Below are 20,517 nucleotides of genomic sequence, written 5' to 3' on the forward strand. Positions count from 1 at the left end.
GCACTTACAGTACGGGGGTGCTCTGCGCGTGCATCGACATCGGCTCGAACACCACGCGCCTGCTCGTCGCCGAATGCACCGAGGGCGGCCTGCGTGAGGTCATGCAGCAGCGAGCGTTCACGCGCCTCGGCGCGAAGGGCGAGATCCCGGCCGAGAAGGTCGACGAGGTCGCCGAGACGGTGGCCACGCAGGTGAAGATCGCGCGCGAGATCGGGGTCAAGCGCATCCGCGCGGTCGGCACCCACGCCATCCGCCAGGCGGCCAACCGCGACGAGCTCCTGGCGGCCGTGACGCGCGCCGCCGGCATCGAGATCGACGTCCTCAGCGGCGGCGACGAGGCGCACTACGCGTTCCTCGGCGCCACCCGGTCGCTGTCGCACGCGCCGGTGGGGGAGGTCGGCGTCGTCGACGTCGGCGGCGGCTCGACCGAGCTCGTCTGCGGCACGATGGGCGGCGGCGTCTCGTGGGCCGAGTCGTTCCGCGTCGGATCCGGCTTCCTCGCCGACGCCTACCTCGAGTCCGACCCGCCGACGCCGGCCGAGCTCGACCGCGTCCGCCTGCACGTCGAGGGCGTCTTCGAGGGGCTCAAGACGCCCAAGCCGCGCGTCGCCTACGCCGTCGGCGGCAGCGCGACGTCGCTGCGCCGCCTGATCGGCGGCGTCCTCGACCACGAGACGCTGGAGCGCGGGATCCGCGTGCTGTGCGAGCACGACCGCGGCGAGATCGCCCGCCGCTTCGAGCTGCATCCCGAGCGCGTGCGCCTGCTGCCGGCGGGGATCCTGCTGCTGGCCGGCGCGGCCCGGACGCTGGGCGCGCCGCTGCAGATCGCCAAGGGCGGCCTGCGCGAGGGCGTGCTGCTTTCCGAGATGCTCGGGCAGGAAGCCGCGTAGATGGCCAAGGCCGCCGACATCCCGCTCACGCCGGACATGACCTTCGCGGAGGCGGCGCGGCTGACGGTCTCCGTCCGCGGGCGCGAGGTCTTCGAGCAGGCCGACGGCGTCCTCGACACGTCCGACATCGAGCGCGTGCACGACATGCGGGTCGCGACGCGCCGCCTGCGCGCCGTGCTCGAGATCTTCGCCGATTGCTTCCCGCGCGACGAGCACCGCGACGTGCTGGCCGAGGTCAAGGCGCTCGCCGACGCGCTGGGGGAGCGGCGCGACCCCGACGTCCAGCTCGAGGCGCTCGAGAAGATCGAGCAGGAGATGGGCGAGCCCGACCGCGCCGGCCTCGAGGTCTTCGCCGATCGGCTGCGCGCCGAGCAGGCCGCCGGCAACGAGACGCTCGCCTGGGCGCTCGAGCACGCCGCGTTGAGCGGGCTCCAGGGCAAGCTGGTGGCGCTGGCGGGCGTCGACGAGGTCCTGCTCGCGGCCGAGGAGCCTGCTCCTCCGTCGCAGGAGGAGGCGGCGTGAAGGCGCGCAAGGTCAAGAAGCTCGACTGCGACGGCGCGCTCGCCGACAACGCGCAGCGCATCGTGGCCGTGCGGCTCGACGAGCTGTGCTCGTTCGTCCCCGAGGTCCTCGATCCCGCCGCCGTGGAGCCGCTGCACGACATGCGCATCGCCGCCAAGCGGCTGCGGTACGTCCTCGAGGTCACCGCGCCGTGCTTCGGCCCGTACGCGCCGACCGCCGCCAAGCGGGCGAAGGAGCTGCAGGACCTGCTGGGCGAGATCCACGACTGCGACGTGCTCGTGCCGCGGCTGCGCGCGCTGCTCGAGGAGCTCGAGGAGACCGACGTCGCCGACGTGGAGGAGAACGGCGGCAGCGGCCCGCACGCCGAGGCGTGGCGCGGCCTGCACGACTTCGTGGTCCGCACGCGCGCGCGGCGCCGGAAGCTCTACACCGAGTTCCTCGCGCTGTGGACCGACCTGGAGCGGGGCGGCTTCCGGGCCCGCCTCGAGTACGCGATCGGAGAACGCCCGTGACGGTCGACACCACCGCGGCACCGGACCTCGCCTCGAGCGACCTGTACTTCAACCGCGAGCTGTCGTGGCTCGACTTCAACTGCCGCGTGCTCGAGCTCGCCGAGGACGACCGCATCCCGCTGCTCGAGCGCGTGAAGTTCTGCGCGATCTACACGTCGAACCTCGACGAGTTCTTCATGATCCGCGTCGCCGGCGTGCACGACCAGATCGACGCCGGCCTGACCGAGCGCGGGGCCGACGGCCGTCGCCCGAGCGAGGTCCTCGCGGCCATCCGCGCCCGCGTCACCGACCTCGACGCCCGCCAGGATCGCGTCATCCGTGCCGAGCTCCTGCCGGCCCTCGCGCGCCACGGCATCCGGATCGTCTCGATGGACGAGCTCGACGCCGACGAGCGCGAGCAGCTCGCCGAGCGCTACCGCCGCCAGATCTTCCCCGTCCTGACGCCGCTGGCGGTCGGGCTCGGCCGCCCGTTCCCCTACATCTCGAACCTCTCCCTGTCGCTCGGCGTCCTGCTGCGCGACCCTCAGAGCGCGCAGCGCACGTTCGCGCGGGTGAAGGTCCCGAAGGAGATGATCGACCGCTTCCTCGAGGTCGGCGACAGCGCGACGACGTTCGTCTCGCTCGAGGAGGTCATCGCGTCGAACCTCGAGTCGCTCTTCCCCGGCATGGAGATCATCGGCCACGGGTTCTTCCGCGTCACGCGCGACGCCGACTTCGAGATCTCCGACGAGGCGGACGACCTGCTCGAGGCCGTCGAGACCGAGCTGCGCCGGCGCCGCTTCGGCGAGGTCGTGCGGCTCGAGATCGCGCCGGGCATGCCGGATGAGCTGCGCGAGCGGATCGTCGAGGCGCTCGAGGTGGAGGAGCGGCAGGTCTACGAGGTCGAGGGCGTGCTCGACGCCGGCGACCTCATGCAGCTCGCCGGCCTGCAGGGCTTCAACGACCTCAAGGACCCGCCGTGGACGCCGGTCACCCAGCCGCGGCTGCAGGGCGACGACGGCGACGTGAACATCATGGCCGCGATGCGCGAGCGCGACATCCTCGTGCACCACCCGTACGACTCGTTCTCCACGTCGGTCGAGCGGTTCGTCGAGCAGGCCGTCGCCGATCCGGACGTGCTCGCGATCAAGCTCACGATCTACCGCACGAGCGACGACACGCCGCTCGTCCCGAACCTCATCCGCGCGACCGAGCGCGGCAAGCAGGCGGTCTGCCTCGTGGAGCTGAAGGCGCGCTTCGACGAGCAGGCGAACATCACCTGGGCCCGCGCGCTCGAGCAGTCCGGCGCCCACGTCGTCTACGGCCATCCGTCGCTGAAGACGCACGCGAAGTGCGTGCTCGTCATCCGCCGCGAGGGCGACGGCGTGCGCCACTACATGCACATCGGGACGGGCAACTACCACCCGAAGACGGCGCGCCTGTACACCGACGTCGGGCTGTTCACGTGCGACGAGCAGCTCGGGGCCGACGTCGCCGACATGTTCAACTTCCTCACGGGCTACGCCCGCCCGCGGCGCTACCACAAGGCGCTCATCGCGCCGACGCACCTGCGCGACGGGATCATCGAGGAGATCGAGCAGGTGATCGCGGCGGTCGAGAACGGCGGCACCGGGCGGATCCGGATGAAGATGAACTCGCTCGTCGACCGGCGCTGCATCCGCGCGCTGTACCGCGCGTCGCAGGCCGGCGTCGACGTGCAGCTCAACATCCGCGGCATCTGCTGCCTGCGGCCCGGCGTCGAGGGCGTCTCGGACCGCATCGAGGTCGTCTCCGTAGTGGGCCGGTTCCTCGAGCACTCCCGGATCTTCACGTTCGAGCGCGACGGCGAGACGCGCGTGCTCATCGGCTCGGCCGACCTCATGCCGCGCAACCTCGACACCCGCGTCGAGCTGGTCGTGCCGGTCGAGGACGACCAGCTGAAGAGCGACCTCCTCGACGTCGTCGAGCGCTCGCTGGCCGACGACTCGAACGCCTGGGTGCTGAGCGACGACGGATCGTGGCGCCGGCGGACCCCGGGGGAGGAGCCCCGCTCGGTCCAGCGCGAGCTCATGATCGGCCACGCCGGCAGCGCCGCCGAGGCGCTCACGAGCGGCTGACCGGGAGTCGCGGCGCGCCCGTCCGCGGCGGCGGGCATGATGCCGTGCCGATGCTCTCGCGCAGGGCCTTCCTCGGCGTGTCCGCCGCTGCCGCCTCCGGCACGGTCGCTGCCGCCTGCGGAAAGGACGAGCAGGAGGAGCAGCGCGAGGAACGGACGGCCGCCGACCGCGAGATCGTCAAGTACCTGCTGCGGCTGGAGCGGATCGAGAGCGCGTTCTGGAGCGAGGTCGTCCAGCGCGGCGCCCTCGACGACACGGACGCGAAGACGCTCGCCTCCGACATCGCGCGCAACGAGCGCGAGCACGTCGACACGCTCGAGCGCTACGCGCGGCGGCTCGGCGCCGACGCCGAGCCCGTCACGACCGCGTTCGGCGACACGTTCGCCGCGGGCGCGGACGAGGTGCTGGCCACCGGGGCGACGCTCGAGAACCTCTCGGCCGCCGCGTACCTCGGGCAGATCAACCGCATCCAGGACAAGAACTTGCTCGCCTCCCTGCTGGCCATCCACTCCGTCGAGGGGCGGCAGGCGGCGGCGACGAACCGGCTGGCCGGCCGCGGCTTCTCGCTCGGCACCGGGCGGCTGGAGGGCGCGTTCCCCGACGGCGCGTTCGCCGAGCCGATGTCGATGCAGGACGTCCGCGACCGGCTCAAGCGGTACGCGTCGTGAGCGAGCTGCGCATCACGCGGGCGTCGTTGCTCGCGCTCGCGGCCGGCGGCCTGCTGCTGCCCCAGCGGGCGTCGGCGCAGGTCGTCAAGGCCGACCTCGACATCCTCAACTACATCCTCACGCTGGAGTACGTGCAGTCCTCGCTGTACCGCGACGCGCTGCAGGACGTCCCCGACCTGTCCGAGGACGTGCGGAGGCTCGTCACCGAGCTGCGCGACCAGGAGGTCGAGCACGTCGACGCGCTGCGCGCGACGGTCGCGGAGGCGGGCGGCAAGCCGCGCGACCGCGTCCGGACCGACTTCGGCGACGCGCTGCGCAGCGAAGCCGCGTTCCTCAAGCTGGCGAACACGATCGAGGACACGGCGGTGAGCGCGATGAACGGCGCGGCCCCGCAGTTCCAGTCGGCCGACTACGTCGCGGCGTTCGCGAGCATCGCCCAAGTGGAGGCGCGCCAGTCCGCGCTCGTGCGCCTGGCGCGCGACAAGCCCCCGGCGCCGCTCCCGCTGGACAAGGCGTCCATCCAGGGCGCGGTCCAGCAGGCGATCGGCCCCTTCACGCTGGACTGACGCTCCTGTAGCGTCATCCCGTGGAGCTGCTACGGAGGGTGCTTCCAGCCGCGCTGGTCGCGTGCGCGTTGATCGGCGTCACGGCCCCGGAGGCGGTCGCGGCGGCCAAGACGCCGAACGTGGCGGCGGTCAAGAAGCAGGCGGCGAAGGCGGCCAAGGACGCGGCCGCGGCGAAGAAGTCGGCGAGCGCGAACGCGAAGGGCCTCGCCGCGGCGCTGCAGCGGCTGACCAACGCCGAGGCCGTCGTCGGCGCCACGCCGCAGATCGTCTCGGTCCTGACCGCCCTCGGCGCGACGATCCAGAACGACATCGCGCCGGGGTTGAAGACGCTCGCCGACGCCGTGCAGAAGCAGCTGGTGCCGGGGATCCAGGCGCTGTCCGACGCGCTGAGCAAGCAGGTCGTGCCGGCTGTGACGCGGCTCAACACCTACGTCAGCGCGACCGAGCACGGCTTCGCCCAGGTGCTGCTCGACAACACCGGGGCGGGCGGGGGAGTCGTCACGCAGAGCGGCGCGTTCCTCGAGACGCCCGACATCCCCGACACCGCCCAGCAGGCGATGGTCAGCCAGCAGTTCCTCGCGGTCGCCCCCGGCCATGTCGCCCTGCGGTGGGGCATCCGCAGCGCCGAGAGCGACGGGACCGGCTTCGACGACCCGGCCGGCTTCTGCTCGATCGCCGTCACGGCGGGACGCGCCATGTCGACGACGCCCGGCGACTTCGCGATGGGCGGGCAGCCGTTCGCGCGAGCGCCGCTGCGGTCGACGCTCACGAGCGCCGACCCGGCGAACAGCGGGTGGCCGTTCGGCCTGAAGACGTCGGGCGCCGACGCCGACAAGACGCAGGACTTCACGTCGTCGATCTCGGTGAACGCGGGAGACCCCTTCTCGGTGAGCTTCTCCTGCATCGATCCGACGACGACGTCCGATCCAGCTTCCTGAGTGCGTCGTTGACCGCGGGGTTGCACGAGGTCTCCGGCCGCGGATAGCGTCGCGCGGACGCGGTCCCGTCGCGTCGCACGCATCCCCCACGGAGGAGGAAGGGTCTTGTCCAAGTTCCGGACGCTGCTGCTCGTCGCGGCCGCCGCCTGCCTGGTCGCCGCTGCGGCCGCGCCCACTGCGGGTGCCGCCGGCCCGCCGACGCTCAAGTCGGTCAACAAGAAGGCCAACAAGGCGATCAACAACGCGGCATCGGCCAAGCGCCGCGCCAATCTCGCTCAGAAGAACGCCGGGAAGGTCGCGGCCGACCTGGCCGCCGCCGTCAAGCGGCTCGGCACCGCCGAAGGCGGCCTCGCCGGCGTCCTCGCCGCCGCGCCGCAGATCGTCGACAACCTGACGAAGCTCGGCGCCGCCGTGCAGAACGAGATCGCGCCTGGCCTCAAGACGCTCGCGGACGTCGTGCAGAACCAGATCGCGCCGGGGCTCAAGCAGCTCTCCGACGCGGTGACCGGCCAGATCGCGCCGGGCCTGACGAAGCTCGGCGACGCCTACGGGGCCGTCGAGTACGGCCGGGCCGGCATCTTCGTCGGCGGCACGTCGGCGCCGACGCTCGCCGCCGGCAGCCCGGTCACGAGCGCGGACATCCCCGATGACGGCAACCCCATCTCTGCGGCCGACGACGCGGTCGTCGTCGCGACCGCGGGCACCGGCACTCCGGGCGACACGCTGACGATCGACCTCCGCGCCGCGATCCGCTCGGCCGAGGCCGACGGCGACGATGCCGCCGAGACGGCCGGCCAGGCCGGCGGCTTCGTGATGGTGCGCAACGCCGACAACGGCAACCGCGTTCCGTGCGTCGGAGCCACCGACCCGCCCGGCATCTTCGGCACGCTGCCCGGCGCCTCGATCGTGACCCCGACCGGGACCGTCACGAACCTGCCGCTCAAGAACATCCCCGGCGGAGTCCTGCGGACCGACACGGCGAAGCCGGACGCGACGTCGACGAACCTCCTGCCCGCCTCGTGCACGGTCACGGGCGTCACCGGCGGGACGACGTTCGCCGTCCACTACAGCGTGCAGTTCCTCGACATCCCGACGAGCACCTCGCCGGGTCCGAAGGACTGAGCTGACGCGGCGGACCGCCCCGGGACGGGGCGGTCCGCCGCCGTGCATCAGTCCTCGTCCTGCTGGATGGTGCCGTTCCCCTGCGCGTCGCTCATCGTCGCGAAGGAGGAGAGGTTCGACGCCACCAGCTTCAGCGTCTCGTCGGCCTCGCTGACGGCGTCCTCGCAGATCATCACGTTGACGGTCTTCGACGTCTCGCCGGGCGCGAACGTCACCGTGAGGGCGGAGAAGGCGACGAAGTCGACGCCGGGCGTCGCGCAGGACGCGCCGCCGGTCGCGGTGATGCCCGACGCGGCGACCTGCACGGTGATCGTGTGGATCGACGCGCGGTTGAGCGTCAGCGTGAACGGCATCGTGGTCGCGTTCTCCAGTCGCGGCGTGCCGTCGCTGACGGTCAGCGCCGGCTTCGCGTCGTCGTCGAGGATCGTCACGGTGCCCTCCGCGTCGCCGAGCGTGGCGCCCTGCGGGGCGGACAGCACGACGGTGAAGCTCTCGCCGTCGTCCTCGTCGATCGTGTCGCTCGTGACCTGCAGCGGCAGCAGGGCCGAGGTCGCGCCGGCCTTGATGGTGAGGTCGCCGGCGAGCTTCGTGAAGTCGGCGCCCGCCTTCGCGGTGCCGTCGACCGACTCGTAGTGGACGACGACGTCGGTCGGCGCGGGGAAGCTCAGGACGACCTCGGGCTGCTGCTTGTCGACGAGCGACTCGCCGCGCGAGAGGTCCTTGACCGACACGGTCGGCAGCGCGACCGCGGGCGCCGCGGGCTCGGGCGCGGGCGTCGTGTCCCCACTCGGCAGCGGCGTGGGCGCGGGCGTCGCGGCGCCCGGCGTGGCCGGCGCCGGATCGTCGTCTACCACCGAGATCTTCACCGTGCGCTTCCCGAGCTTCAGCCTGAACGGCTCGGTGCCCTCGTGGACCGCGTCCTGCTTCGTGACGAGGCGAAGCTTCGCGCCGCGCCGGCCCTTGGCGATCACGAGCGCGCCCTTCGTGCGGAGGAAGTCGGCGGCGCCGTTCAGCGACCAGCGCACGACCGTGCGCTTGGCCGCAGGCTTCGGCAGCGAGACGGCGATGCGCAGCGCCTTCCCTTCGGTCACCGTGGCGGACCGGGGCGCCTTGAGCACCGGCGTCGCGGCGCCGGCCGATGCGGTGAGCGCGAGGGCGGCCAGGGCGGCGAGCAGCAGCGAGGAGCGGAGCATGGGGCGATGCTCTCCGCGCCGGGGTGCCCATGGCGTCGGGTGTCACCCCGGTCTTGGCCGCCGCCACCCCCCGAAGCACCGGCTCCCGGTACCCCGATGGACCGCCGGGGAGGACCCCGGCGGCTCGGGGTCGAACTCCGGGTTCGATGCTCGCTGCGGTCGTCGGCCTCGGTCTCGTGCTCCTGGGCGCTCTCGCCGTCGTCGTGCTGTCGCGCGCGGTGATGCGGGCGCTCGGGCTCGATCCCATCGACACGCTCTTCTGGCTCGGGATCGCCGAGCGGCCGAACGGCGAGCCGCGGGCGCAGCGCGCGCGGCTCAAGGAGCTGCTCGCCGACGCCGGCTGGGTCTAGGCGCTAGGCCGGCGATCCGCCGGGCGAGGTCTCGCCCGGCTCCGGCCGCGGTCCGGACGCGACGTTCGGCAGCAGGTGCCACGCGGTGATGCGACCGTCCTCGACGCGGAACGCGACGCGCGCGTGCCTGCCGAAGCTCGACCCGCAGTCCGCGCCGCGGCGGTGGATGAGCCGGAACTCGGCGATCGCGTAGCCCCGCGCCCCACCCAGCTCGAGCAGCACCGCGCCGCACGGCAGCTTCGCGTTCCACGCCCGCACCGCGCCGCGCGTGCGCAGCACCTCGACCGCGCCCGCGTTCTGGACGCGCGCCGGCACCGCGAACCGGGCAGCCGCGGCGCCGGTCCGCCCGCGCAGCTCGTCGGCCGCCCAGGCCCGCACGACGTGCGCGGCGCGCGGCGCGACCGGTCCCGTCGCCTCGCGCGGAACGCCGGGCGCGACGCGGATCCCCTCGTCGCCCGTCCCGTCGGTGAGCAGCGGCACCGTCCGGACGGGCGAGTCGTCCGCCCGGGTCGTGACCCGCTCACCGGCGCCGCCGCACGCGACGGCCAGCACAGCGGCGAGCGGGGCGACGCGGAGCATCGGGCGTGCCGCCTACCAGTGCACGCCCTTCATGAGGTTGGCCATGGCGATCTGCTCCATGGACGCCTTCTCCTTGTCGTCCTTCTTGCCGGAGGCGGCGGCCGAGTCGGGGAAGACCTTGTAGGCGGTGTGGAGGATCTGGTCGACGGCCTTCGGCGCCAGCGCGTAGGCGACCTCGCCGAACGTGCCGAGCCGCGTGTTGATCGTCTTCGGCTTGACCCGGATCGCCTCGCAGATGAGGTCGGCGGCCTCGTCGGGCGTGATCGTCGGGAACGCGTCGTAGATCTTCGTCGGCGCGATCATCGGCGTCCGCACGAGCTGCATGTGGATCGTCGTGAAGTGGACGTTGTCGCCGATGGTCTCGGTGCCCACGATGCGCGTCCACGCGTCGAGCGCGGCCTTCGACGCGATGTACGCGCTGAACCGGGGCGGGTTCGTCTGCGCCCCGATCGAGCTGATCTGGATGATGTGGCCGCTCTTGCGCTCGACCATGTGCGGCAGCAGCCCCATCGTCAGCCGGATGGCGCCGAAGTAGTTGAGCTGCATCGTCCGCTCGAAGTCGTGGAAGCGGTCGTAGCTCAGCGCGATCGAGCGGCGGATGGAGCGCCCGGCGTTGTTGACGAGGACGTCGATGACGGGGTGCTCGTCGCGGATCTGCTCGACGAGCCGGTCGATCGACTCGTACTCGCCGAGGTCGGCGCTGTAGACGTACGCCGTGCCGCCTGCCGCCTCGATCTCCTTCTTGACCTCCTCGAGCTTCTCCGTACCGCGCGCGACCAGCAGCGGGATGCCGCCCGCCTTCGCGATCTTCAGCGCGGCGGCCTTGCCGATGCCCGATGACGCGCCGGTGATGACGACGCGCTTGCCGTTGACGGCGCCCTCGAACGAGCGGTCCTTGAAGAGGTCCGGGTCGAGGTTGCGCTCCCAGTAATCCCAGAGGCGGTACGCGTAGCTCTCGAGCTCCGGCACCTCGATGCCCGAGCCCTTCAGCGCGCGCTCGGTGTCGCGCGTGTCGAAGTCGGGCCGCAGGCCGGTGTGCTCGATGATCTCCTCCGGGATCCCGAAGTCGGCGAGCAGTGTCTTGCGGACGTCCTTCAGCGGCGGCGCCTTCATGAGCAGCGAGAACGTGCCCTTCGGCAGGTTCGCCAGGATCCGCCGGTCGACGCGCAGCTGCAGCTGCGGCGCGTGGGCGGCCTCGGCGAAGAGGTTGATGACCTCGCCCGAGCGCTGGCGGCGCGGGTTCGTGAGGTGGAACGCCTGGCCGTCGAGGTCGGGCTGGTGGGCGATGTGGTCCATCGCCGCGGCGACGTAGTCGACCGGGACGATGTTCGTCCAGCCCAGCTCCGGCCCGGCGAGCGGGAACCACTGCGGCAGCCACCCGCGCAGCTTCTGGATGAGCTTGAAGAAGTAGTACGGGCCGTCGATCTTGTCCATCTCGCCGGTCTGCGAGTGGCCCACGACGATCGCCGGGCGGTAGACGCGCCACGGCACCTCGGCCTCGTCGCGCGCGATCTTCTCGGACTCGAACTTCGTGCGGTGGTACGCCGAGGGCAGCTCCTGGCCCTCGTCGAAGTGGTCCTCGCGGAAGAGGCCCTTGAAGTTGCCGGCCGCGGCGATCGACGAGGTGTGGTGCAGGATCCCCGCCCCGACGAGGTTCGCGAGCTCGACCGCGTGGCGCGTGCCGTCCACGTTGAGCTTCTCGTTGCGCTCGTCGTCCGCGGTCATGTCGTAGATCGCGGCGAGATGGAAGAAGTGGTCGACGTTCCCCTTCAGGCGGTCGAGGTCCGCGTCGGACACGCCGAGCCGCGGCTCGCTCAGGTCGCCGACGACGGGCTTGATCCGCTCCCGCGCGTTCGGGTCCGTCGCCGCCCACTTCGCCACGAGCTCGTCGAGCTTCTCGGTCGAGCCGGAACGGACGAGCACGTTGATCTCGCCGTCGCGCTTCAGCAGTTGCTCGACGAGGTGACGCCCGATGAACCCGGTGGCGCCGGTCACGAAGTAGGCCATGGCGACCCTTATACACCGCTGCCAGCGCCGCCGCGCCCTTCGCCGCCGGCGAAGCGCTGCGCGCCCTCGAGCGCGGCCTGCAGCGTGGGCAGGCCCGCGGCCGCCTCGATGGCGAGCCCGGCCTCGAGCGGATGGCCGAACGACGCGAGCGCCGCCGCGCGGTCGGCGAGCATCGTCTGCTGCGGGAACTGCGCCAGGCCCTCGGCGATCTCGAGCGCCCGTGCGAGCGGCTCGCGCGTGGGGACGCACTCGGTGACGAGCCCCCAGTCGAGCGCCTCGGCGACGTCGATGATCCGGCCGGTGAGGACGAGGTCGAGCGCGCGGCCCTGGCCGACGATCCGCGGCAGCCGCTGCGTGCCGCCGTCGATCAGCGGGACGCCCCAGCGCCGCTCGGGGAAGCCGAGCTTCGCCGTCTCGCCCGCGATGCGCAGGTCGCACCACAACGCCAGCTCGAGGCCGCCGGCGAGGCACCAGCCGTCGATCGCGGCGATCGTCGGCTTCGGCGAGGTGACGCGGCTGAAGCCGAGCGGCCCGCCGGGGTCCTGCAGCCGCGGCGCCAGCGTGTCGAGCGCCTTGAGATCCGCTCCCGCGCAGAACGCGAGCCCGCCCGCGCCGGTGATCACGAGCACCCGCGCGTCGTCGTCGGCGACGAACCGGTCGTAGCCCGCCTTCAGCTCCTCCGCCGTCGGCCCGTCCACGGCGTTGCGCCGCTCGGGCCGGTCGATCGTCAGGACGGAGGCGGCGCCGATGCGCTCGTAGCGAACCATCGGCCGACCCTAGATGAGGCTTGGATCAGGAGCGGCGCAGCGGGGCGGCTACCAGCCGCCGGTCCACTGGGGCGACTTGGCGCGGCCCTTGGCGGCGGCCTTGCGGCGCTCCTTGCGCTTGTCCAGCCTCCACATCGCCAGCGAGAGCAGGAGGATGAGCAGCGGGATCCCGCCGATGATGATGAAGCCCGCGTTCGTGACGACCTTGTCGTTCGTCACGCCGTACCAGCCCTCGCCGCCGTCGTGGGCGAAGGAGGGGGCTGCCGTCATGAGCAGGATCGCGAGTGTCAGGATCGCCGTGCGTGCCACCCCTCCAACATACCCAAGAGGACGGCGTCGCGGTCCTCCGCCTCGACCGTCCCGAGCGCCGCAACGCGATGGACTCCGCGCTGCTGGCGGCGCTGCTCGAGCAGCTCGATCGCCTCGCCGCCGACGAGGGGATCCGCGCCCTCGTCTTCTCCACGACGGACACGAAGGCGCTGTCCGCGGGCGCCGACGTGGGGGAGGACCTCGACCACGCCGGCGGGGTCGCCCGGATGGAGCAGTTCGCCCGCATGTACGCGGCCGTCGAGGCGTTCCCGGTGCCGACCGTGGCGGTGTGCGTCGGCAACGTCGTCGGGGCGGGCGCCGAGCTCGCCGCGGGCTGCGACCTGCGCGTCGGCGGCGACAACCTGAAGATGGCGTGGGCGGGGGCGAAGCTCGGCGTGCCGGTCGGCCCGGCGCGGCTCGTCCCGCTCGTCGGCGTGGCGCGCGCGAAGGAGATCATCTTCACCGGCCGCGTCCTCGGGATGGACGAGGCCGCGGCGCTCGGCCTGTTGCACCGCACCGCGCCGGCGGACGAGGCCGAGGGCGTCGCGCTGGCGCTCGCCCGGGAGATCGCGGCGTACCCGCCGGACGGACTGCGCCGGCTCAAGCGGATGTTCCGCGAGCTGGAGCACACGGCGGACCGCGTGGAGTACGAGAACGAGCTGCTCGTCGACTTCCAGCAGCACGGCTCGGGGCTGCCCCGGCGGTCCTGACTCCGGGTCGGACCGAAGCCATAGACTCCGCGGCGGATGCTCGTCGGGCGCGCCCGTGAGATCGACCGCATTGAGCGGCTCATCGCCGACGCCCGCGCCGGGCGCAGCTGCGCCGTGCTCATCCGCGGCGAGCCCGGGATCGGCAAGACGGCGCTGCTCGAGCACGCCCGCTCGCTCGCCTCGGACTTCACGGTCCTGACCGTCCGCGGCCTCGAGGCCGAGTCCGAGCTGCCGTACTTCGGCCTCGCCGACCTCACCGGCCCGGTGCTCGCCAAGCGCGACCGGCTGCCGCCCGCGCAGTCGCTGGCGCTCGGCCAGGCGCTCGCGCTGGAGGAGGGCGGGACGCCGGCGCGGTTCGCCGTCCCGGCCGCGCTGCTCGGCCTGCTCGGCACCGCCGCCGAGGACGCGCCGGTGCTCTGCCTCATCGACGACGCGCAGTGGGTCGACGCACCGTCGCTCGAGGCGATCGTCTTCGTCGCGCGGCGCCTGCGCGACGAGGGCGTCGCGATGCTGCTGACCGTCCGCGAGGGCTCCGGCCGCGAGATCGACGCCACGGGCCTCGACGAGGTATGGCCCGAGCCCTTGAGCGACGGCGACGCCGCCGAACTGCTGCACGAGGCGCACAACGGGCGCATCCGCGGCGCCGTCGCGGGCGACCTCGTCGCGGCCGCGGGCGGCAACCCGCTCGCGCTGCTCGAGCTGCCCGGTGCGCTCAGCGACGACCAGCTCGCCGGCCGTGAGGCGCTGCCCCCCGTGCTGCCCGCCGGCCAGTCGGTCGAGGCCGCGTTCCGCCTGCGCCTCGCCGAGCTGCCCGACGACACGCGCACCGCGCTGCTCGTCATCGCGGCCGCCGCCGACGAGGATCTCAACCACGTCGTCGCCGCGCTCGGCCGCCTCGACCTGCCGGAGAAGGCGCTCGACCCGGCCGAGGCCGCCGGGCTCGTCGTCATGGAGACGGGCCGCCTGCGCTTCCGCCATCCGCTGCTGCGCGCCGCCGCCTACCACCTCGCCACGGCGCCGGCCCGCCGCGCCGCGCACCGGGCGCTGGCCGAGGGCGCGCCGGAGGGCTCGCCCGCGCGCGCCTGGCACCTGGCCGCCGCCGTCGTCACCGCCGACGAGGACGTCGCGCGCGACCTCGAGGCCGCCGCCAACGACGCCCGCCGCCGCGGCGGCCACGCGTCCGCCGCCCGCGCCTTCGCCCGCGCAGCAGAGCTGACGCCCGGGCCGGGGGAGCGCGCGCGCCGCCTGATGGAGGCCGCGATCGACAGCCAGGCGGCTGGCGAGTTCGACCGCGCGGAGGCGCTCACCGCCGAGGGCCTGACGCTCGAGGCCGACCCGATGATGCAGGCGCTGCTGCAGCGCATCCAGGCGTCGGTGCGGATCCGCTCCGGGCGCCCCGAGTCCGGGCTGAAGGAGATGGTCGCCGCCGCCGACGTCGTCGCGCAGGCCGTCCCCGCCGCCGCGTCGGTGATGCTGCTCGAGGCGGGCCTGGCGCGCATGACGATCGGCCCGGTCGTCGACGCCGTGCGCCTCGGCGAGCGCGCCCGCGACCTCGCGCGCGGCGAGGCGGTGCTCGAGACGCTCGCCGACGCCGTCGTCGCGCAGACGCTGCTCTCCACCGGCGAGGCCGCCGCCGCCGAGGCGATCCTCGAGCTGCGCGAGGATGCGCTCGTCACGCTCATCCCGCCGCCCGGCGCGTCGGACCTCATCGTGCTCGCCGCCCACGGCGCGATGTGGCTCGAGCACAACCAGCGGGCGGAGCGGATCCTCGCCGCGATCATCGACCGCTCGCGCGAGGAGGGCGCGCTCGCCCAGCTCGCCTACCCGCTCGGCGTTCGCGCGCAGCTGAACTACCGCCTCGGCCGCTGGGCCCGCGCCCGCGCCGATGCCGACGAGGCCGCGCGCGCCGCGAGCGACACGGGCCAGGACACGATGCTCGCCTACGCGCTGGCCGTGCGCACGCACATCGAGGCCGCGTACGGGCGCACCGACGACGCGCGCCGCTACGCCGAGCGCGGGATGCGGATCCTCGAGGAGTCCGAGGTCCGGATCTTCCTCACGTACATCACGGTCGGCCTCGCGCAGGCGGCGATCGCGGACGGCGACTGGGAGAAGGCGCTCAAGCACTTCGAGGACGCCCGCGACTTCGCGATGCGGATGGGCATGACGCTGCCGGGCCAGGACCTCCACAGCCCCGACCTCGTCGAGGCGTTCGTGCGCACCGGCGACCGCGAGGGCGGCGAGCTCGAGCTCGAGCGCCTCACCGAGATGCTCGGCCCGTACCAGCCGGCGATCACGCTGGCCCAGATGGCGCGGGCGCGCGCGATCCTCGCCCCGGACGACGAGGCGGTCGAGCGCTTCGAGGCGGCGATCGAGGCGCACCAGAAGGCGACGAACCCGTTCGAGCTGGCGCGCACGCAGCTCGCCTACGGCGAGCGGATGCGCCGGTCGGTCGGGCGCGAGGAGGCCAAGCCGCAGCTGCGCGCGGCGCTCGAGACGTTCGAGCGGCTCGGCGCGAAGCCGTGGGCCGACCGCGCCCGCGACGAGCTGCGCGGCACCGGCGTCACGGCCCGCCGCGAGGGCGCGCCGATCGCCGAGGTGCTCACCCCGCACGAGATGCAGGTCGCGATGGTGGTCGCCGGCGGCGCGACGAACAAGGAGGCCGCCGCCGCGCTGTTCCTGTCCCCGAAGACGGTCGAGCACCACCTCGGCGCGATCTACCGCAAGCTCCAGCTGCGGTCGCGCACGGAGCTCACGGCCCTGCTGTCGAGCGCCGCGTAAGCGGTCTTGACGGCTCGGTAGCGTGCCCGGCGTGCTCATCGGCAGGGAGGCGGAGCGGCAGCGCATCGAGCGCCTGGTCGCCGACGCCGGGGCCGGGGGCGGCGGGGTGCTGCTGCTGCATGGCGACCCCGGCATCGGCAAGACGACGCTGCTCATGCACGCGCGCGAGATCGCCTCGAAGCGCATGACCGTCCTGTCGGCGCGCGGCGTCGAGACGGAGTCCGAGATCCCGTTCGCCGGGCTGTGGGACCTGCTGAGCCCGATCCTCGAGCTGCGCGAGCGGCTGCCTGAGGCGCAGTCGATGGCGCTGGGCCAGGCGCTAGCGCTGGAGTCGACCGGCACGCCCGCGCGGTTCGCCGTCCCGGCGGCGCTGCTCGGGCTGCTCGGCGCGGCGGCGGAGGAGCGGCCGCTGCTGTGCCTCGTCGACGACGTGCAGTGGCTCGACGCGCCGTCGGTCGAGGCGATCGTGTTCGCCGCCCGGCGGCTGCAGGCCGAGGGCATCGCGATGCTGCTCGCCGCGCGCGACGGGTCCGGACGGGACGTCGACACCGCCGGCCTCGAGCGGCTGCACGTCGGCGCGCTCGGGACGGCCGAGTCGACCGAGCTGCTGCACCGCACGCACGGCGACCGCCTCGCCGGCAACGTCGCCGCGGGACTCGTCGACCAGGCAGCGGGCAACCCGCTGGCGCTCGTCGAGCTGCCGCGGTCGCTCACCGACGACCAGCTGACCGGTCGCGTCGCGCTGCCGCCGGTGCTGCCGGCGAGCATGTCGCTCGAGGCGGCGTTCCGCGCTCAGCTCGAGGGGCTGCCGGAGGAGACGCGGACCGCGCTCCTCGTGGCCGCCGCGGCCGACGGCGGCGAGGACCTGCTGCACGTGCGCGCGGCGATCGCCTCGCTCGGCGTCTCCGAGCAGGCGCTCGACGCCGCCGAGGCCGCGCAGATCCTCGCGGTCGACGCGGGCCGTGTGCGCTTCCGCCATCCGCTGCTGCGGGCGACCGCCTACCACGCGGCGGCGCCGCCGGATCGCCGGCTCGCGCACCGCGCGCTCGCCGACACCGCCGATCCCGGGACGCCGTCGCGGGCGTGGCACATGGCGGCGGGCATCAGCGCGGCGGACGAGAACGTGGCGCGCGACCTCGAGGACGCCGCCAACGACGCGCGCCGCCGCGGTGGGCACTCGGCCGCCGCCCGCGCGTTCACGCGCGCGGCCGACCTCACGCCCGAGCGCGGCGAGCGTGCGCGCCGCATCCTCGAGGCCGCGATCGACCACGTCGCCGCCGGCGAGCTGGAGCAGGCCGAGTCGGAGGCGGAGTCCGGGCTGCCGCTCGCCGACGACCCGCTGCTGCGCACGGGGCTCGAGCGCATCCGCGCGCACGTCCAGATCCGCTCCGGCCGCCCCGCGGTGGGCGCAGAGGCGATGGCGAGCGCGGCCGAGCTCGTCCGCGAGGAGATCCCGGCGCTGGCGGCCGCGATGCTCTTCGAGGCGTCGCTCGGCCACCTCCTGACCGGCACGGCCGAGGACGTCATGCGCCACGCCGAGGACGGCAAGCGGCTCGTCGAGGGCATCGAGCTGCTCGAGGGCATCGCCGACGTCCTCGTCGCCCAGGCGCTGACCGCGGCGGGCGACCCGGGACGGTCGGCCGAGGTCCTGGCCGCGCACGAGACGATGCTCGTGGAGATGGAGCCGCCGCCGGGCGTCATGGAGGGGTTCGCCTCGGGCGCGCACGCGGCGATGTGGCACGAGCGCTTCGACTTCAGCCAGCGCGTGCTCGACCGGCTGTGCGACGCGGCGCGATCCGAGGGCGCGCTGGCGCGGCTCGCCTACCCGCTCTGCATCCGCGCCCAGGTCGGGTTCCGCCGCGGCCGCTGGACGGGCGCCTACGCCGACGCCGAGGAGGCGATGCGCGCGTCGCTCGAGACCGGCCAGGCGAGCGCGCTGTCCTACGCCACGCAGATGCTCGCCGAGATCGAGGCCGGGCTCGGGCGCTTCGACGACGCGCGCCGGCACGCCGCGGAGTCGATGCGGATCGCGCTGGAGACCGAGTCGCTCGTCTTCGGGCCGTACGCGCGCGCCGCGCTCGGCGCCGTGCACGCCGCCGAGGGCCGCTTCGAGGACGCGGTCGCCGAGTACGCGCAGGCGCGCGAGGACCTGCGCACGATCGGGCTGCCGTCGCCGGGCGACCTGTTCTGGACCGTCGAGCTCATCGACGTGCACGTGCGGGCGGGCGAGCTCGACCGCGCGCGCGAGGAGCTCGCCGTGCTCGAGGAGCTCGTCACGCCGGGCCATCCCGCGGTCCACCAGGCGCAGCTCGAGCGCTCGCGCGGCCTCCTGGCCGAGGGCGACGAGGCGGCGGCGCACTTCGACGCCGCGCTCTTGCACCACGCGTCGTCGCAGACGCCGTTCGAGCGCGCGCGCACCGAGCTCGCGATCGGCGAGCGGCTGCGCCGGGCCAAGCAGCGCGCCCAGGCGCGCGGGCCGCTGCGCTTGGCGCTCGAGACGTTCGAGCGGCTGGGGGCGAGGCCGTGGGCGGAGCGGGCGCGCAACGAGCTGCGCGCGAGCGGCGCGGCCTCGGCGCGCGAGACCGTGTCGGTCGCCGACGTGCTCAGCCCGCATGAGCTGCAGGTGGCGATGATCGTCGCGCGCGGCGCCACCAATAAGGAGGCGGCCGCGCGCCTGTTCGTCAGCTCGAAGACGGTCGAGCACCACCTCGGCCAGATCTACAAGAAGCTCGAGCTGCGGTCGCGGACCGAGCTGAGCGCGCTGCTCAGCGGCCAGCTCGACGCCGAACCTGCTTGAGCCACGGCGCGACGGTCTTCAGGAAGTCGTTCGTCTCCGGCGCCGCGGTCAGCGGGTCGAGGTGGCTCGTCGTGCCGCCGCGGGCGACGAGCACGGACCGCTTCGCGGGCACCTTCGACTTCGCGATGAAGCGCTTGGCGCCGCGGATCACGCGGCCGTTCGTCAGGTCGGTCTCGAACGCGTAGAGCGGCACGTTCACCTGCGCCAGGTGCGTCGTGCGCAGCTTGAGCTTGCGCGCGACCGCGGTGCGCTTGAGCTCGTTCGCCGCGTCGACGTCGATCGACAGCCGCTGCGGGAAGTACCACTCGACGCCGTTGACGGGGCTCGCCGCCCAGAACTCGGCGACGCGGGCGATGGGGGAGACCTCGCCGTCCAGCCAGTCGCGCGGATCGCCGCTCGGGGCCAGCTCGCCGGCGCGAAGGTGGATGAGCGCGAGGGACTTCGGCGACGTGGAGTGGTCGAACGCGTACCCGAGCAGCGCGCGGTTCGTCACGGGGAAGTCGGGGCGGAAGACCTTCGGCAGCAGCTCGAAGTTCCAGAACGGCGACACGCCCGTCGGGTCCTTCACGGCGTACACCCCGCCGAGCGCCGCGAACACGCCCTGCGCCCAGGGCTGTCCGAGGCCGACGAGGTCGGCGAACGGCTGCTCGCGGATCGCGTCGAGCCGCTTGTCGAGGTCGGCCATCGAGGACACCCGATCGAACGTGCCGAGCACGCCGCCGTCGATGAGCACGAGCCCGTCGACGTCCTTGTAGCCGGGGCGCCCGTTGAAGTCCCACGCCGCGTAGATGGCGGTCATCGACGCGCCGAGCGAGTGGCCGCCGAGGATCACGCGCTTGCCCTGCCGCTTCGCGCTGAGGATCACCTTGCGCAGGTCGCCGATCGCCGTCGGCAGGCCCCAGTCGTAGGCGAACTTCAGCGACTTGGGATCCGGCGGCGTGAAGTGGGGCGATGGTCCCGGCGGGTTCGTGATCCAGCCGAGGTAGTAGTCGTAGACCTGCTGCAGCGACGCCTCGCCGGTGACGCCCTTCGTGAACATCGAGGTGTCCTCGAGCGCCTGCGAGCGCCGGTCGACCGCCCACACCTGCACCCCCGGCACGCGCTTGACGATGTCGCGGCCGACGAACGTGAAGTCGCCGGCGCCGCCCGAGTAGCCCGGCATGAGGACGAGCACCGTCTTCGCGCTTGACGGGCCGATCTTCGTGACGAACGTCTTGTCGTACTTCGCGGGGCCGGCGGCCGGGACGCCCTTGACGGCGACGGTCGTCTCGGCGGCGAAGGCGGGGGCGGCGGCGGCGAGCGCCGCGAGGGTGGTCGCGATCAGCGCGACGGTGCGGGACATGCGGCGCACCCTACGGCCTCGAGCAGACCGGGGAACCGCGCTTCCAGGTCCTCGCGGCGCAGCGAGACGTGACGCTGCGTCCCCTCCATGCGGGTGCTCGTGATCCCCGCCTCGCGCAGGACGCGGAAGTGGTGCGACCGCGTCGCCTTGCTGATCCCGAGTTCGAACGAGCCGCACACGCGCTCGCCGTCGGCGGCGAGCGCGCGGACGATCTGAATGCGCACGGGATCGCCGAGCGCCTGGAGGATCGTCGTGAGATCCAGCTCCGTCGCCATGGGATGCTCGAGCGTGGTGGTCACGCCCCGGAGGGTACTAGTTCGACAGTCATCGAACAACCTGGTACGGTCTTGTTCGACTTCGATCGAACT

Annotated in this window: 19 protein-coding genes; 12 read left to right on the forward strand and 7 right to left on the reverse strand. The window is 73.4% G+C overall.

What is annotated here, in order from left to right:
• The first annotated feature begins 17 nt into the window (after positions 1-17).
• The 8 genes from AC1UE4_RS19650 to AC1UE4_RS19685 all read left to right on the forward strand — a co-directional run bounded on the left by AC1UE4_RS19650 (position 18) and on the right by AC1UE4_RS19685 (position 7,314).
• Positions 18-890 carry a Ppx/GppA phosphatase family protein gene (locus AC1UE4_RS19650; protein ID WP_482919004.1) on the forward strand — a complete coding sequence of 291 codons (873 nt, stop codon included), beginning with the start codon at positions 18-20 and terminating at the stop codon, positions 888-890.
• A complete protein-coding gene (locus AC1UE4_RS19655) occupies positions 891-1,412 on the forward strand; it encodes a CHAD domain-containing protein (protein ID WP_482919005.1) in 522 nt (173 codons plus the stop codon).
• Positions 1,409-1,924 (forward strand): CHAD domain-containing protein, encoded by a 516-nt coding sequence (locus AC1UE4_RS19660; RefSeq protein WP_482919006.1) that lies wholly within the window; start codon positions 1,409-1,411, stop codon positions 1,922-1,924. The genes AC1UE4_RS19655 and AC1UE4_RS19660 overlap by 4 nt, the downstream gene beginning before the upstream one ends.
• Positions 1,921-4,020: a polyphosphate kinase 1 gene (gene ppk1 / locus AC1UE4_RS19665; protein WP_482919007.1), complete on the forward strand. Its 2,100-nt coding sequence runs from the start codon at positions 1,921-1,923 to the stop codon at positions 4,018-4,020. Before AC1UE4_RS19660 ends, ppk1 begins: the two co-directional genes overlap by 4 nt.
• 50 nt (positions 4,021-4,070) lie before the next feature.
• Entirely contained in the window at positions 4,071-4,688 is a 618-nt protein-coding gene (locus tag AC1UE4_RS19670) for a ferritin-like domain-containing protein (RefSeq protein ID WP_482919008.1), read from the forward strand.
• Complete coding sequence (locus AC1UE4_RS19675; protein ID WP_482919009.1) at positions 4,685-5,254, forward strand: ferritin-like domain-containing protein; 570 nt, start codon at positions 4,685-4,687, stop codon at positions 5,252-5,254. Before AC1UE4_RS19670 ends, AC1UE4_RS19675 begins: the two co-directional genes overlap by 4 nt.
• Positions 5,255-5,274: 20 nt before the next feature.
• Positions 5,275-6,192, forward strand: coding sequence for a hypothetical protein (locus AC1UE4_RS19680; RefSeq protein ID WP_482919010.1), 918 nt, complete (start codon positions 5,275-5,277; stop codon positions 6,190-6,192).
• 105 nt (positions 6,193-6,297) lie between these two features.
• A complete protein-coding gene (locus tag AC1UE4_RS19685; protein WP_482919011.1) occupies positions 6,298-7,314 on the forward strand; it encodes a hypothetical protein in 1,017 nt (338 codons plus the stop codon).
• A 47-nt stretch (positions 7,315-7,361) separates the two neighbouring features.
• Here the strand turns inward: AC1UE4_RS19685 and AC1UE4_RS19690 are convergent, their stop codons facing one another.
• The gene (locus AC1UE4_RS19690; RefSeq protein ID WP_482919012.1) at positions 7,362-8,507 is read right to left on the reverse strand and encodes a Calx-beta domain-containing protein; all 1,146 of its coding nucleotides are present in this window, start codon (positions 8,505-8,507) and stop codon (positions 7,362-7,364) included.
• 146 nt (positions 8,508-8,653) lie between these two features.
• On the opposite strand from AC1UE4_RS19690, the gene AC1UE4_RS19695 reads away from it, so the two are divergent.
• Positions 8,654-8,857, forward strand: a complete 204-nt coding sequence (locus tag AC1UE4_RS19695; RefSeq protein WP_482919013.1) for a hypothetical protein — start codon at positions 8,654-8,656, stop codon at positions 8,855-8,857.
• Between the two features lie 3 nt (positions 8,858-8,860).
• Here the strand turns inward: AC1UE4_RS19695 and AC1UE4_RS19700 are convergent, their stop codons facing one another.
• From AC1UE4_RS19700 to AC1UE4_RS19715, 4 genes are read right to left on the reverse strand one after another with little or no spacing between them, the layout of a single operon-like run.
• On the reverse strand, positions 8,861-9,436 hold the full coding sequence (locus AC1UE4_RS19700) for a hypothetical protein (protein WP_482919014.1): 576 nt from the start codon (positions 9,434-9,436) through the stop codon (positions 8,861-8,863).
• Between the two features lie 12 nt (positions 9,437-9,448).
• The gene (locus tag AC1UE4_RS19705) at positions 9,449-11,443 is read right to left on the reverse strand and encodes an SDR family oxidoreductase (protein WP_482919015.1); all 1,995 of its coding nucleotides are present in this window, start codon (positions 11,441-11,443) and stop codon (positions 9,449-9,451) included.
• 8 nt (positions 11,444-11,451) lie between these two features.
• Entirely contained in the window at positions 11,452-12,210 is a 759-nt protein-coding gene (locus tag AC1UE4_RS19710) for a crotonase/enoyl-CoA hydratase family protein (RefSeq protein ID WP_482919016.1), read from the reverse strand.
• A gap of 48 nt (positions 12,211-12,258) precedes the next feature.
• Positions 12,259-12,519, reverse strand: coding sequence for a hypothetical protein (locus tag AC1UE4_RS19715; protein WP_482919017.1), 261 nt, complete (start codon positions 12,517-12,519; stop codon positions 12,259-12,261).
• Here AC1UE4_RS19715 and AC1UE4_RS19720 point away from each other — a divergent pair.
• The 3 genes from AC1UE4_RS19720 to AC1UE4_RS19730 are packed head-to-tail and all read left to right on the forward strand — an operon-like array spanning position 12,513 to position 18,807.
• Positions 12,513-13,229 carry an enoyl-CoA hydratase/isomerase family protein gene (locus tag AC1UE4_RS19720; RefSeq protein WP_482919018.1) on the forward strand — a complete coding sequence of 239 codons (717 nt, stop codon included), beginning with the start codon at positions 12,513-12,515 and terminating at the stop codon, positions 13,227-13,229. The two genes, AC1UE4_RS19715 and AC1UE4_RS19720, sit on opposite strands and share 7 nt — an antisense overlap.
• Before the next feature lie 36 nt (positions 13,230-13,265).
• A complete protein-coding gene (locus tag AC1UE4_RS19725; protein WP_482919019.1) occupies positions 13,266-16,010 on the forward strand; it encodes an ATP-binding protein in 2,745 nt (914 codons plus the stop codon).
• A gap of 31 nt (positions 16,011-16,041) precedes the next feature.
• Positions 16,042-18,807, forward strand: coding sequence for a helix-turn-helix transcriptional regulator (locus AC1UE4_RS19730; RefSeq protein WP_482919020.1), 2,766 nt, complete (start codon positions 16,042-16,044; stop codon positions 18,805-18,807).
• Here the strand turns inward: AC1UE4_RS19730 and AC1UE4_RS19735 are convergent.
• Both AC1UE4_RS19735 and AC1UE4_RS19740 read right to left on the reverse strand, forming a co-directional pair.
• Positions 18,776-20,149, reverse strand: coding sequence for an alpha/beta hydrolase (locus tag AC1UE4_RS19735; RefSeq protein ID WP_482919021.1), 1,374 nt, complete (start codon positions 20,147-20,149; stop codon positions 18,776-18,778). The genes AC1UE4_RS19730 and AC1UE4_RS19735 overlap by 32 nt on opposite strands.
• Positions 20,128-20,448 (reverse strand): ArsR/SmtB family transcription factor, encoded by a 321-nt coding sequence (locus AC1UE4_RS19740; protein WP_482919022.1) that lies wholly within the window; start codon positions 20,446-20,448, stop codon positions 20,128-20,130. Before AC1UE4_RS19740 ends, AC1UE4_RS19735 begins: the two co-directional genes overlap by 22 nt.
• Positions 20,449-20,517: the final 69 nt, after the last annotated feature.

This window comes from Parviterribacter kavangonensis (genome assembly GCF_056863335.1).